At 69.1% G+C, this 12666-nt stretch carries 17 protein-coding genes; 9 read left to right on the top strand and 8 right to left on the bottom strand.

Annotated features, from left to right (window positions below; genetic code table 11):
- Nucleotides 1–16: 16 nt before the first annotated feature.
- The gene (locus ACWH43_RS16865; protein WP_158446733.1) at nt 17–2182 is read right to left on the bottom strand and encodes a S9 family peptidase; all 2166 of its coding nucleotides are present in this window, start codon (nt 2180–2182) and stop codon (nt 17–19) included.
- Between the two features lie 331 nt (nt 2183–2513).
- Here ACWH43_RS16865 and ACWH43_RS16860 point away from each other — a divergent pair, with 331 nt between their 5' ends.
- The 3 genes from ACWH43_RS16860 (at nt 2514) to ACWH43_RS16850 (ending at nt 4297) form a co-directional block, all read left to right on the top strand.
- On the top strand, nt 2514–2930 hold the full coding sequence (locus tag ACWH43_RS16860; protein ID WP_158446734.1) for a MucR family transcriptional regulator: 417 nt from the start codon (nt 2514–2516) through the stop codon (nt 2928–2930).
- Between the two features lie 216 nt (nt 2931–3146).
- Complete coding sequence (locus ACWH43_RS16855) at nt 3147–3506, top strand: helix-turn-helix domain-containing protein (RefSeq protein ID WP_260348154.1); 360 nt, start codon at nt 3147–3149, stop codon at nt 3504–3506.
- Nucleotides 3503–4297, top strand: a complete 795-nt coding sequence (locus ACWH43_RS16850) for a DUF6456 domain-containing protein (RefSeq protein WP_158448223.1) — start codon at nt 3503–3505, stop codon at nt 4295–4297. Before ACWH43_RS16855 ends, ACWH43_RS16850 begins: the two co-directional genes overlap by 4 nt.
- A gap of 27 nt (nt 4298–4324) precedes the next feature.
- On the opposite strand, the gene ACWH43_RS16845 is transcribed toward ACWH43_RS16850, so the two are convergent.
- Both ACWH43_RS16845 and ACWH43_RS16840 read right to left on the bottom strand, forming a co-directional pair.
- Nucleotides 4325–4753, bottom strand: coding sequence for a SufE family protein (locus ACWH43_RS16845; protein ID WP_158446958.1), 429 nt, complete (start codon nt 4751–4753; stop codon nt 4325–4327).
- A gap of 78 nt (nt 4754–4831) precedes the next feature.
- Nucleotides 4832–5098 (bottom strand): hypothetical protein, encoded by a 267-nt coding sequence (locus ACWH43_RS16840; RefSeq protein ID WP_158446957.1) that lies wholly within the window; start codon nt 5096–5098, stop codon nt 4832–4834.
- Nucleotides 5099–5419: 321 nt separating this feature from the next.
- Here ACWH43_RS16840 and ACWH43_RS16835 point away from each other — a divergent pair, with 321 nt between their 5' ends.
- From ACWH43_RS16835 to ACWH43_RS16825, 3 genes are read left to right on the top strand one after another with little or no spacing between them, the layout of a single operon-like run.
- The gene (locus tag ACWH43_RS16835; RefSeq protein WP_158472012.1) at nt 5420–7225 is read left to right on the top strand and encodes an ATP-binding protein; all 1806 of its coding nucleotides are present in this window, start codon (nt 5420–5422) and stop codon (nt 7223–7225) included.
- 15 nt (nt 7226–7240) lie between these two features.
- Nucleotides 7241–7861 carry a hypothetical protein gene (locus tag ACWH43_RS16830; protein WP_158448222.1) on the top strand — a complete coding sequence of 207 codons (621 nt, stop codon included), beginning with the start codon at nt 7241–7243 and terminating at the stop codon, nt 7859–7861.
- A 16-nt stretch (nt 7862–7877) separates the two neighbouring features.
- Nucleotides 7878–8213 carry a DUF1491 family protein gene (locus ACWH43_RS16825; protein ID WP_158448221.1) on the top strand — a complete coding sequence of 112 codons (336 nt, stop codon included), beginning with the start codon at nt 7878–7880 and terminating at the stop codon, nt 8211–8213.
- Nucleotides 8214–8300: 87 nt separating this feature from the next.
- Here the strand turns inward: ACWH43_RS16825 and ACWH43_RS16820 are convergent, their stop codons facing one another.
- Complete coding sequence (locus ACWH43_RS16820) at nt 8301–9434, bottom strand: hypothetical protein (RefSeq protein ID WP_158446783.1); 1134 nt, start codon at nt 9432–9434, stop codon at nt 8301–8303.
- A gap of 133 nt (nt 9435–9567) precedes the next feature.
- The gene (locus tag ACWH43_RS16815) at nt 9568–10572 is read right to left on the bottom strand and encodes a tyrosine-type recombinase/integrase (protein ID WP_260348049.1); all 1005 of its coding nucleotides are present in this window, start codon (nt 10570–10572) and stop codon (nt 9568–9570) included.
- Here ACWH43_RS16815 and ACWH43_RS16810 point away from each other — a divergent pair.
- The 3 genes from ACWH43_RS16810 to ACWH43_RS16800 all read left to right on the top strand — a co-directional run bounded on the left by ACWH43_RS16810 (nt 10571) and on the right by ACWH43_RS16800 (nt 11809).
- A complete protein-coding gene (locus ACWH43_RS16810) occupies nt 10571–10825 on the top strand; it encodes a hypothetical protein (RefSeq protein ID WP_260348048.1) in 255 nt (84 codons plus the stop codon). The two genes, ACWH43_RS16815 and ACWH43_RS16810, sit on opposite strands and share 2 nt — an antisense overlap.
- Before the next feature lie 294 nt (nt 10826–11119).
- On the top strand, nt 11120–11554 hold the full coding sequence (locus ACWH43_RS16805) for a hypothetical protein (RefSeq protein ID WP_260348047.1): 435 nt from the start codon (nt 11120–11122) through the stop codon (nt 11552–11554).
- On the top strand, nt 11555–11809 hold the full coding sequence (locus tag ACWH43_RS16800) for a hypothetical protein (protein WP_260348046.1): 255 nt from the start codon (nt 11555–11557) through the stop codon (nt 11807–11809). It begins immediately after the preceding gene.
- On the opposite strand, the gene ACWH43_RS16795 is transcribed toward ACWH43_RS16800, so the two are convergent.
- Genes ACWH43_RS16795 through ACWH43_RS16785 form a run of 3 tightly spaced genes read right to left on the bottom strand, consistent with a single transcriptional unit; the run spans nt 11778 to nt 12651 of the window.
- On the bottom strand, nt 11778–12029 hold the full coding sequence (locus ACWH43_RS16795; protein WP_260348045.1) for a hypothetical protein: 252 nt from the start codon (nt 12027–12029) through the stop codon (nt 11778–11780). The two genes, ACWH43_RS16800 and ACWH43_RS16795, sit on opposite strands and share 32 nt — an antisense overlap.
- 53 nt (nt 12030–12082) lie before the next feature.
- Nucleotides 12083–12400, bottom strand: a complete 318-nt coding sequence (locus ACWH43_RS16790; RefSeq protein ID WP_260348044.1) for a helix-turn-helix domain-containing protein — start codon at nt 12398–12400, stop codon at nt 12083–12085.
- Entirely contained in the window at nt 12376–12651 is a 276-nt protein-coding gene (locus ACWH43_RS16785; protein WP_260348043.1) for a BrnT family toxin, read from the bottom strand. Before ACWH43_RS16785 ends, ACWH43_RS16790 begins: the two co-directional genes overlap by 25 nt.
- Nucleotides 12652–12666 lie beyond the last annotated feature (15 nt).

The following is a 12666-nucleotide window of genomic DNA, read 5'->3' as shown; positions in this document are numbered from 1 at the left end:
CCGCTCAGGCGCCCGCCTAGGCCGCCGGCCAGCCTTCGCCTGCCGCCTTGATCGCGAAGGCATAGGCCAGCGCCGTCTCCTTCAGCGAATCGAAGCGCCCGGCGGCGCCGCCATGGCCCGCCTCCATATTGGTATGGAGCAGGACCGGGCCGCCGCCGGTCATGGTCGCCCGCAGCCGCGCCACCCATTTCGCCGGCTCCCAATAGGTGACGCGCGGGTCGGTCAGGCCGCCCATCGCCAGGATCGGCGGGTAGTGCTGCGCCGCGACGTTGTCGTAGGGCGAATAGCTGCGGATGTAGTCGAAGGCCTTGATGTCCCGGATCGGGTCGCCCCATTCCGGCCATTCCGGCGGCGTCAGCGGCAGGGTGTCGTCGAGGATGGTGTTGAGCACGTCGACGAAGGGCACCTCGGCGACGATGCCGGCGAAGAGATCGGGCGCCATGTTGGCGACAGCGCCCATCAGCATGCCGCCGGCGCTGCCGCCTTCGGCGACGATGCGCCCGCGGCTGGTGAAGCCGGCCTGCGCCAGCGCTTCGCCGGCGGCGATGAAGTCGGTGAAGCTGTTGCGCTTCTTCTCGCGCTTGCCGTCGAGATACCAGCGCCAGCCCTTGTCCGTGCCGCCGCGGATATGGGCGATGGCGTAGACGAAGCCGCGGTCGACCAGGCTGAGCGGCCGGGTGCGGAAGGAGGCCGACATCGCCGAGCCGTAGGAGCCGTAGCCGTAGAGCAGGCAGGGCGCGCTGCCGTCGAGCGCGAGATCGGCCCGGTGCAGGATCGAGATCGGCACGCGCTCGCCGTCGGCGGCCGTGGCGAAGATGCGCCGGACCTTGTAGGCGGCCGGATCGTGGCCGGACGGCACCTCCTGCCGCTTGAGCAGAACCCGCTCGCCGGTGACGAGGTCGTAGTCGTAGGTCTCGGTCGGCCGTGCCATCGAGGCGTAGAGGAAGCGCAGCGTATCCGTGTCGAACTCGTAGCCGGCATCCATGCCGAGGCCATAGGCCTCCTCGTCGAAGGCGATGCTGCTCTCGCCGCCGCCGGCCAGATCGCGGATCACGATCCGGGGCAGCCCGTCCTCGCGCTCCAGCCGGATCAGCCGGCCCTTGAGGCAGAGATGGTCGAGGATCAGCCGGCCCTGCCTGTGGGGAACGAGATCGCGCCATTGCTCCGGCGCGGGGTTGTCGAGCGGCGCCGTGACGATCTTGAAGTCCTCGGCACCGTCCGCGTTGGTCAGGATCACGAAATCCGCGCCGTGATGCTCGACGCTGTATTGCCGGCCCGGCCGGCGCGCGGCGACGAGCCGAAGCGCGCCCGCAGGGGAATCGAGGTCGAGCAGCCGGATTTCGGAGGTCTCGTGATCGCTGATCGAGATCAGCAGGAAGCGGCCGGACTGGGTCTTGTCGATATCGACGAACATGCCGGCATCGGCCTCGTCATGCAGCAGCTCGTCCGCCGTGGCGGCCGTGCCGAGACGGTGGCGCAGCACGCGCGACGGCCTGTGGTCGGCATCGAGCGCGACATAGAAGAAGGAGCGTGAATCCCGCGCCCAGACGATGTCGCCGGTGGTGTCGCCGACCGCGTCGGCGAGATCCTCGCCGGTCGCGAGGTCGCGGACTCGGATCCGGTGCAGCTCGGAGCCGGCCTCGTCCGCGCTCCAGGCCAGGAGCCGATGGTCGGGGCTGTGCGCCGTGTCGCCGAGGTCGAAGAAGTCCTTGCCGTCGGCCAGCGCATCGGCGTCGAGCATGATCTGCTCGCGGCCCTTGCGCAAGGGCGCCTTCCGCTCCGGGCGCGGGCGGCGGCAGATCAGCGGGTGCTCGGCGCCCTTGCGGTAGCGCGCATAGTAGAGCCAGGGGCCGTCCGGCTGCGGGACGCTGGAATCGTCCTCCTTGATGCGCCCGCGCATCTCCTTGACGAGCTCGCGCTGCAGCGTGCGGGTCGAGGCCATCAGGCTCCTGCAATAGGCGTTCTCCGCCTCGAGATAGGCGCGGATATCGGCCGGCAGCGTCTCGGGCGCGCGCAGGACCTCCTTCCAGTTCGGCGCGCGCAGCCAGTCGTAGTCGTCGCGCAGGGCGACGCCGTGGACGACGCTTTCCTTCGTCCTGATCTCGGCCCGGGGCGGCGCCGGCAGGCGGCGGGCTCGACGCGGCGCGCCGCTCTGATCGCGAGGGCCGGGGGCAGGGCGCATGACGGGTTCTCCTGGGCGGGTGAGCGAGAGGTAGAGGCCCCTCGGCGCGGTGACAAGACGCACGCGATGCGGGAAGGTTTACCTTGTCGTGTATCTGAAATCGCAGTCATGTCCGCATTTGAATATTGCGGCGGATCGATCTTGTTCCATTCATTTGTTCGCTTGCGTGACTAGTCAGTATCCATTACAGGCTGATCTCGATAGGTCGGGATCAATGATTCTGACGCGGGTAATGCCTGACACTATTGGCAAGAATGGCCAGGAGGCCGCGCTTCCAGAGACGGGCGATCGTCAAAGTCCACGCCAAGAACGATAAAGGAGCGACATAGCCATGGCTGAAAATGAAGGAGCGGACTTCATTGAGCTCACGGCAGACATTGTTTCTGCCTATGTTTCCAACAATTCAGTTCCTGCGTCCGACTTGCCGGCCCTGATCAGCGAAGTTCATTCGGCGCTGAATCGCGTGGTCGGCGGCGCGGCGCCGGTCGTCCCCGTCGAGGCGCCGAAGCCGGCGATCCCGGTCAAGAAGTCGATTACTGCCGATTATCTGATCTGCCTCGAGGACGGCAAGAAGTTCAAGTCGCTGAAGCGCCACCTGCGCACGCAGTACAATATGTCGCCGGAGCAGTACCGCGAGAAGTGGGGCCTGCCGCCCGACTATCCGATGGTCGCGCCGAGCTATGCCGAGGCCCGCTCGCAGCTCGCGAAGAAGATGGGCCTGGGCCAGCAGCGCCGCAAGCGCCGCTGAGACGCGCCGCGGGCTGCATCGCAGACGCATCGCAGCAAGCCATCGGACAAGCAAAGCCGCCGGGGATCCGGCGGCTTTTTTCATGCCGCCTCCAGCCGCGCCGCGGGGATAACCATCGAGCCGGGCTTGCCAAGCTGGATATAGGAATATAATCATATACCCTGCAAGCCGCACCGAAGACGCGCGGCGGGAAGCGAGGAACATATGATGAACAACGTGAGCGCAGTCGCTGACATGGCCTTGCAGGAGGCTGCCGGGGCGCGGCTGGCGGAGATGGCGGTCGCCGCCGCGGCCGGCATCCCGTCGCGCAAGCTCAGGGCCTTCAACCGTGGCCGCCGGCCGGTCGCCCGGGCGCGGCAGCGGGCGATGTACCTCGCCCATGTCGCCTTCGGGCTCACGCTCTCGCGCGTCGGCGTCTGCTTCGGGCGCGATCGCACCACGGTCCGCCATGCCTGCGCGCTGGTCGAGGACAGCCGCGACGATCCGCGCTGCGAGCTCGGCCTCAGCGCGCTCGAGGCGGCGCTCCTCGCCATCCGCTCCAGCCTGTCCGGCGCACCGCAGGAGGCGTCGCGATGACGGACGAGACCTTTCGCCGCGACCGCGACCGGCTGCTGCGGCATCTTGCCGAGCCCGGCGCCTATGGCATCGCCTCGCCGCTCGGCTGCGGCCGGATCGCGCTCTATCGCGAGCGTGGCGGCGCCAGCCTCGGCGCCGGCTATGTCGCGGCCGGGGCGGCGGCCGCGCTCGTCGCCGAGCGGCTGGCCGAATGGAGCGGCGAGGGCAGGCGCGCGCGCCTCGTCGCCCGGGCCGCCGGGCCGCCGCAGCAGGCGGCTCCGGCCGCGGACGCTGCGGCGCCGGCGCCCGCCCCGCGGATGGCGGCGCGCGAAAGCCCCTTGCTCTGGCTGCACCGCCGGCTCGGCCAGGATGGCAAGCCGCAGATCAGCGACGCCGAATTCGCGGCGGGCGAGCGTTTCCGGGCGGATATCACCCGGGCCGGCCTGTTGCCGCGCATGACGATGAACTGGGATGCGGCGCTGACGCCGGACGAGCGTGCGCCGGGGCCGCGCGATCCGGCCGGCGCTTCCGACGCCGCCATCGCCGCGCGCCAGCGCGTCCGGCGCGCCTGCGAGCGTCTGGGGCCGGAATTGTCGGGCCTCGCCATCGATGTCTGCGGCTTCCTCAAGGGGCTCGATCTCGTCGAGCGCGAGCGGCGCTGGCCGGCGCGCTCGGCCAAGGTGGTGCTGCGCGTGGCGCTGGCGACGCTGGCCGCGCATTACGGGACGGATCGCGTCGGCAGGGCTGCGGGACTCACGGCCTGGCTGGAGCCGGGAGCCCGGCCGGAGATCCCGCCCGCGGCCGGGACCTGAGGCGGCCCGGCCGGCGCGGGCGCCGCCTTAGGCCGCGGCGGCGGCCCGGGCGTCGCTCTTGATGCGCTCGATCATGGCGCGCACGCCGTTGGAGCGCTGCGGCGTCAGATGCGCGGCGAGGCCGAGCCGCTCATAGATGGCGAAGGCGTCGGTCGCGAGGATCTCGCCGGCCGGGCGGCCGGAGAAGATCGCGAGGGCGAGCGCGACCAGCCCGCGCACGATATGGGCGTCGCTGTCGCCGCGGAAATGCAGGCGCGTTCCGGTGCCGGGGCCGCCCTCGCTGCGCAGGTCGAGCCAGACCTGGCTGGCGCAGCCGCGGACCTTGTTGGCCTCGTTATGCGCTTCTTCCGGCAGCGGCTCGAGGCCCTTGCCGAGCTCGATCAGATAGCGGTAGCGGTCGTCCCAGTCGTCGAGCAGCTCGAAATTGGCGACGATCTCGTCGAGATTGGTGGTCATGTCCTGCCTTGCCGCCCTCGGCTTGAATGCGGGGCCGGCGCGCTCTCTTCCCGCGGCTCGCAGGCCGGCGTCAAGCATTCAACGCGGGACCGCGCGGCCGGTTGCGGCGGAGGCCATGGCGTCGAGCACGCGCCCGCGCGTTTCGGGGTCGAGCCCGGCCAGGATCTGCGCCGCCTCGCGCGCCGCGGTCAGGCTGCCCGTCGCGAGCCGCGGCTCGGCCTGGACCGCGCTCGCGATCTGGCGGACGGCCTGCGGCAATTCGGCCTCGGCCGGCTTGCCGCCATGGACCGGCGAATTCATCGCGATCAGGCCGATGATCGCGATCTTGCGCAGGAAGTAAGCCATTTCGTTCTCCGTCGCGGTTGGGGGCCGCGAGAGGGACCCTAGCCGGGGATCCGGAAAAATCGCGTCATTTCAAATGCTCAAATACGAGTCGAATGCCGCTGGCGATCTTCAGCTTCCGTTCACCCTGCTTTGAACTGCCCGGTCGGGCGCCGCAGCCGGTCCGGGCGGCGTAAGAGCATGATTTGACGTCATAAAAAACCGAAGCGGGGCAGTCCGGGGGCTTTCCGGCGGCTCCCGCCTTAAGCCCCGCTTAAATTCCCCGTGGCGAGATGGCCGGGAGCGGGCATGTCGGTCCGCGAGAGTTCGGGCGTTGCGTTTTTGATGGCGATGGCAGCACTGAGGACACAGGCGGCGGCACTGGTGCATGCATCGGTGCGGGCCGATTCCTGCGAGAGGGGGCGCCATGAGCGCTTCATCCTGTCGCGCCTGCTCGTCGGCGCCGCGGCGCTCGGCCTCGCCCCGGCCTATCTCGCCTGGCGCGGCACGCTCGGGGCCTTCGAGGCCGCCATGGTCGTGGCCGCGGCCCTGCCGCTGCTCGCCGTCTTCATCCTGTCCCGCAGCGGGCGGCTCGATGTCGCCCATGCGGTCTCGGCGGCGGCGCTGTCGCTCTTCGTCGTGACCCTGGCGGCCGTGACCGGCGGCGCGACCTCGCCGCTGCTCGCCGGGCTCGCCATCGTGCCGGTGGAGGCCGCGAGCTTCGGCGGCCGCAAATTCGTCTTCCGCGCCGGGGTGGTGGCGGTGACGGCGCTGCTCGGCGTCGTCGTGGCCGGCGAGATCGGCGCCTTCGCCGCGCCGCCAGCCTGGATGGGCCAGGCGATGCCGTTGCTCGTCATCGGCGCGCTGGTGCAGGCGCTCGTCGTCACCGCCCTGATGTTGCGCCGGCGCGACGCCGAGCTCGGCGAATACCGCGCCACGGATGCGCGGGCGCGGGCTCTGCTCGACCATGTCGGCGATCTGGTGACCTGGCACGATGCGGACGGCGCGGTCGTCTTCGCCAACGCCGCCGCCCGCAGGCTCGCCGGGGCCGAGCCGCGCGAGCTCGTCGGGCGCGGCCTGTTCGAGCGCGTGCATATCGCCGACCGGCCGCTCTTCCTGAAGGCGCTGAGCGACGCCGCCCATGGCGATGCCGGCGTCAGCGCCTGCTTCCGCACCCTGTTCGTGCCGCTCGATGAAGGCGAGGGGCGCGTCCCGGTCTCGCGCTGGCTCGAGATGCAGGCCCACCGTGTCGAGGACCGCCAGGCCCGCGACGGCGCCACCGTCGTCTGCGTGATGCGCGACGTCACCGAGCGCCGCGCGCAGGAGGAGGAGCGCGCCCGCGGCCATGCCGAGGCGCTGAAGGCCAACGACGTCAAGGCGAGCTTCCTGGCGACGGTCAGCCACGAATTGCGGACCCCGCTCAACGCCATCATCGGTTTCTCCGAGATGCTCAGCATGGACGAGGCCGGCCGGCTGGATGCGCAGAAGCGGGCGGAATATGCCGGTATCATCCACGCCTCGGGCAACCACCTGCTCGACGTCGTCAACACCTTGCTCGACATCTCGAAGATCGAGAGCGGTGCCATGTCGATCGCGCGCGATCCGCTCGACGTCGCGGCCCTCGCCAAGGATTGCTGCGCGCTGATGGCGCTGCGCGCCGAGAGCGGCGGCATCGCGCTCGAGCAGGTGCTGGGGCCGGCGCTGCCGCAGGTCGACGGCGACCGGCGCGCGCTGAAGCAGGTCGTGCTCAACCTGTTGTCCAACGCCATCAAGTTCACCCCTGCGGGCGGGCGCGTCACCCTCGCCGTGGTCCGGGACGGGGATGTGATCGACCTCTCCGTCTCCGACACCGGCATCGGCATCTGTGCCGCGGATCTGCCGCGATTGGGTGATCCCTTCTTCCAGGCCAAGGGCTCCTACGACCGCGCCCATGAAGGCACCGGCCTCGGCCTCTCCGTCGTGCGCGGGCTCGTCGGCCTGCATGGCGGGCGGCTCAGCGTCGAGAGCGCGCCGGGGATCGGCACCCGCGTCTCGGTGCGGCTGCCGATCGGCAGCGCCGGAATCGCCGAGCAGCCGGCCAGGATCGTGACCTTCGCCAGGGCGCCCCGCCGGGGCCTCGACACCAAAGAACCGCTTCGCCTGACCGCCTGAGAACGAGCCGAACCAATGTCCGCTACCATGGCCGCCCGCGCCCGCACCGGCGCCTCCCTGTCCGCCCCGGTCCGGCGGGCGCAGCCGGCGCGCCGCAAATCCTCTCCCTGGCTCGCGTCGCTGCTGCGCGGCGCCAGCCGGCGCCCGGGCCGTGCCCTGGTCTTCCTGGCTTTCGGGCTCGTCTCGCTCGCCATCGTCGTCAACGCGCTGATGTTCCAGAAGGCGCGCCACCCGCATCCGATGCTGTCCCGCTCCGGCGCGACGGAGGAGGCGCGCCCGGCCGCGGCCCTGCGGCGCGCCGAGCCCGCGCCGGCTCCGGCTCCCATGACGGCGCCGGTGGCGCCGCCGCCGGCCGATATCCCGGCGCTGCTGGCGCCGGCCCTGCCGCCGTCGCGGCCGACCGGCCTGTCGCAGGTCCAGCCGGCGCAGCGCGAGGCCGCGCCGCGGCCGCCGGCGGCCGTCACCACGGTCGCCCGCACGCCCGCGCCGGCCGCCGCCGCCCCGCGCGCCGCGGCTCCCGCGCCGCGCGATCCGATCGCCGATCTGATCAATGGCGGCGATTTCCGCCCGCCGGCGGAGATCCGGGGCGCATCGGCGCGTTCGGCCGCCGCCCCGCGCCGCACGGCAGCGAACTGAGGCGGGCGGCGCCGCGATGGCGCGTCTCACCAGCGAATTCTGGGTCTCGGCCTGGCTGCGCCAGGCGGCGCTCGACGGGCTGGTCGCGGTGCTGCGGCGGCGCGGCGCCGCCGAGGCCGGCGCCATTTTCGTCAAGCTCGACCGGCTGGACGGCAGGGCGGCGCTCTACGGCCCGGCACCGCAGGCTCTCGCCGCCGATGACGGGGTGCGCCGCTTCCAGCTCCTGCTCGAATCCGATCCGCTCGCGGTCGAGGATCGCGTCGCGCGCGAACTGCGCTTCGACGGCGATCTCTGGCTCGTCGAGATCGAGAACCGGGCCGGCGATCCGCGTCTGGAGCTGGCGCGGGACTAGGGCATCGGCCCCGAAAACTGGAACGCGGCTTTCGGGAAAAGCCGATACTCTCGCGTTTTCAGCGCTCCGGCGCGTCGCGCGGAGGCGTCAGCCGCGTTCCCGCTGCGGGCCGATCCGGCCGAGCACCTCCGACATCGCCGGCTGGCTCTCCGGCCGGAGGGCGCCGGCGCGCGCCGGCGTGCCGCTCGGGTCCATCGCCGGCTGATGCTGGCCGCGGCGCGGCGGCAGGGCCGGCGCCAGTCCGGCGATCTGCTGGACCAATCGCCGGGCGACGGCCGGCCGGGTCGCGCGCATCAGGGAGACCAGCGCGAAGATGCGTTCGACGGAATGGGCCGCCTCGTCCCCGAGCCGGATCAGAAACCGCGTCGCTTCCTCCACCGTGGCGCCGCTGGCGACGAGGGCCAGCGCGGCCAGCTCGCGCGAGGCGTCGCGCCGCATCGCATCGGCGAAGGCCGGGCCGCCGCCGAAGGAGCGGGCGATCGCGGCGAAGGCCAGCTCGTGATCCTCGCTGGCCAGCGCCAGCCATTCCGCGAAGGTCGCGGCCGCGACCGGCGTGAAGCGCTCGCCCGGATGCAGCGCCTCATGGGCGGCGAGCGAGTCCAGGATGGCGAGCCGCCGCTCGGGGCCCGCCTGCAGGAAGAGCGGCGCGAGGTCGAGATTGGCGAGGTCGGAACGGCCGAGGAGGCCGGGCCGGTAGGCCGGGCGGCTGCGGGCGCGCGCGATCAGGAGCGCGGCCGCCGTCCGGGGCAAAGGCGCCTCGGCATTGGCGATCAGCGCGAGGTCGAGCGCTTCCCGGTCGCGCTCGACCAGCATGAGCGCGGCGACGCCGGTCAGGTCCCGGCGCGCGGCGAGGGCCGCCAGCGTCTCGTCGTCGCCGGTTTCCGCCAGCCTTTCGATCTCGGCGGAGCCGAGCGGCAATCCGTGCCGCAGCATCTCGACGAAGACGGCGCCGCCGCGTGCGCGCAAGGCCAGCAGGACGGGCGCCGGCGCATGGGGCCAGCCGGAGAGCTTGCGCGCGAGGGCGAGGGCCGTCGTCTCGTCGACGGTCGGGATCAGCGCCGTCGCCATCTCCGCGAAGGCGGCGAGATCGTCGCGCTGCGGCTGGGACGCGGTCAGCAGCAGGTCGGCCTTGACGCGCAGCGAGACCTGGCTGAGGTCGAGCCCGCCCTCGCGGGCGAGGCGCGCGAGACGGGCGAGGTCGTGGGCGTCGGGCTTGGTCATCGAGGCAGGGATCCGGTGTCGCCGCGCAGATTATCCCCGAGGGTTTAAGACTGCGTTAACCACATTGGGCCGTATCTCCTTGATTTATCAATAGCATAGGCCGAGAAAGTTTTCACGAATTATCGCGAGTTGATTATTCCCGTTCCGTTCCCGTTCCGCGCGCCGCAGCTTTCTGGTCGATGTGGCGGCTGTATTTCATGACCATCTCGACGGACATCCCGACGATGGCGGCAATGCGCTGATGGCTCTTCCCACTGATCCGTTCATCGCAGACCTTGGTCGCGCGCAGGTCGTGCGGCGTGAAGCCTTTCAGCGCCGATCCTGCCTCGGTGGCAGCGAAATCGTTCCAGACATCTCGCATCGAGTTCGTGTTGTGACGCCTGCCGCTGTCCTGCATCACATAAGCGGCGCCCTTGAACTGCTTCCACCCATCGATGGTCTCGGCCTCCGCCTGGCTGAGGATGCACCAGTGCTGCTTATCCCCGAGCTTCTTGATCCGGCAGTTCAAGCCTTCTTGCTCGCGGCCGGCAGGCGTCATGCGGATGATGTCTGATATGCGCTGGCCTGTGGCCCGCCCGAGAATAGCAAACCGCTTGAGATCGTCGGGCGCGGCATCGGATGTTAGCGCCGCCCACGCCTCAGCGGAAAGAGGCTGCGCTCCATCCGGGTCTTCCTCGAACTTGTCTATCTCGCGGGCCGGGTTGTCCTTGCGCCAACCCTTCTGCACGGCGAGCTTCATCAGGGCACGAAGCTGGATCAGCACCATGTTGCCCATCGATGGGCGGTCGGAAAAGCTGTCCTGCATCTCCATGATGCCCGCCACCGTCGTTTCAGCGGGGTCCAGCTCGCCCCACATCTCTCGGATCGGGTTCAGCGCGGAATCGTAGGTCTTCAGTGTCCCGGCGCTCAGGCCCTTCTTTTCGAGCCGCGTGCGGTAGTCTTTGATCAGGTTCTTGAACGTGTTCGACGGAGCCCGCTGCTCTCCGGTGAGACGAGCGATTTCCGACCAGAACTCCGGGGTCCCGAATTCTGGCAGCTTGACGATAGGCCCAGCGTCAGGCTGCCCGCGACGCTTCTGGAAATACCAGTACGTCTTGTTCGGCTTGACCGTTCTGAAGACCCCGCTAGGCAGCGGCATGGCGACGGCCTTTCGCGGCATTGCGCACCCCCATCACAAAGGGATCATGCTGCTTTGCTTGGCTGTTGTCTGCAAGGTGCGCTTCCAGCGTCGGCCAATGCCAACGGATGATCTGGCCACGCTCGATCTGCGGACTAGGAATGAACCCAGCGCGCAGCCATGTCTCGAACGTGCCCGCGTTGATCGTGGCTGGATGGAGCAGCGCGGCAAGATCTACATGCTGATCCCCGCGAAAGTGGAGGCGGCTCGATGAACCGCCCCCTCTACTTCGGCGCTCTGATCCTCGCCTCCATTCCCGTCGTCCGCTTTGCGACGCTCCTGATGGAGCTGCGCGGATGATGGTTCCCGTTCCTCGCATGCTGGCTTCCTCCCCCTGTGTCCCGCGCGAGTGGTGGGGCGGCCTCAACAGCCGCCCCACCTGCCTTTTCCTCGGTCACGACGCGCAAGCCTGCCAGCACCCGCGCCACGACCTGATCCAACCGCTCCATGAGCGCTCCTTCCTTCGCCGCCTGACGCCCCAAACGTCAGAGATCGAAGGACCGAGATCATGGAAGCCAACCCCAAGAGCTTGGGTGATCTGCCCAAGGCCTATCAGTCGAGTACCCCTGACATGACTGTAGCCATCCAGGCACGTGCCCATATCGGCGCGGTGCTCCAGTTCGTTGCGCCCCAGCTTCCGCTCAAATCGGCTCTGCCGCGTGCGGCGGCCTTCATCGGCATCAACGCCCGCCGCGCTCGCGCGCTCTGGAACCGCGAAGCCCGAGCCGTCCTGGCTGAAGAGATCCACGCCCTTGAAGCCGCCCGCGCCCGGATCGCGGAGCGCATCATCACCCGAGAGATGCACCAGCATGCAAACACGATGGAGCTTTACGCCGCTCGTCTTGCGAGTGTCGATCCAGAGGGCAATCGGGCGGAGATTGATCGCCTTCGCAGAATGGCTCAGCGCGCGAGGCACTTCGCTTCTGACGAGGAGGCGGCGTAAATGATCGCCGTCCGCGAATACGCCTCCGCAGAGGAGATGCTGGCGGCCTATCGGGCGCGCCTTCGGCCGAAGGCTGCTGTCGTGCCGATCGAGCGTGTGCGCGTCATCGAGCCGGAGCCGGCGCCGGAGCCCGAGGAGATCCCCGACTTTCTCGCCATTCGGAAGCGGGAAGATTGGATCGACCTGACGACGAAGGCGGCGCTTCGCCCCGCGACGGCTTGCGTCATCCTCTCCTGCGTTCGCCGGAAGCCCTAACGCCGCTCTCGACGAGAGAAAGGTAAACCTCGTTCGGGAGGTTCGGCGTCGGGGTCGCGTTTCTAGCGGCAGCCACTAGCTCGCTCTCGATTTCATCAATAGTTGCTTTGGCATTGATGCCTGGCTGCTGAGCCAGCTTATCGAGCGTGAACTTGAAGCACAGCTCCATGGCGCTTCCAACAGCCCCCATGCGCAGCAGTTCGACGGTGTTCTTGTCCATATCTCAGCCCTCCCGTCTCGATCCTGACGGCGGCTCCTGAAAGAGTCGAGAGGTCAGGCCGCGAGAGCTTTCAGGGCGAGTTCGGGCTCCTTGGCTATAATCGTGAGGAGTGAACGTGCTGCCGGGTCAGGAGGGGTTCTCCCTTGCTCCCAATTGCGGAGCGTGGCGAGAGGCACCCGGATTGCCGTTGCAAAGCGCTCTTGCGTCATGTGTAGCGACAAACGGATCGTTTTCACGTCCTCGTCCGTGATTTCGCCGTCCTCTACCTGATGGCGGAGGATTTCGGCATCCGTAGTCGCTTCGATCCGAGCCCGGTCAAAAGTGGGGGGATTGTCGCGAAGGTCACTTAAAGACCGGCGAACAGTTGCCATAGCCTTCTCTCCTTCTGTTTGGCGCGTCGCGCGGAAATGATGCGCCTGATGCCGTCGCGGTCAGTGTATATCACCACAAGGATGATGCCTTGGACTGATCCAAGAGCCTTGATGCGAACCTCGCCATAATCATGGCGAGTGTCCTCGGCCTCCAAGACCGGTCCCAAGAATATCGACGCTGCGAGGTCGAAGCCAAATCCGCGCTCTCGCAGATTGCCTTCGCTTTTGCCCTCGTCCCATTCGAAATCCATAGCTCACACTACGCT

This window comes from Allobosea minatitlanensis (assembly GCF_964020775.1).
This window is presented reverse-complemented; position numbering and strand designations above follow the sequence as displayed.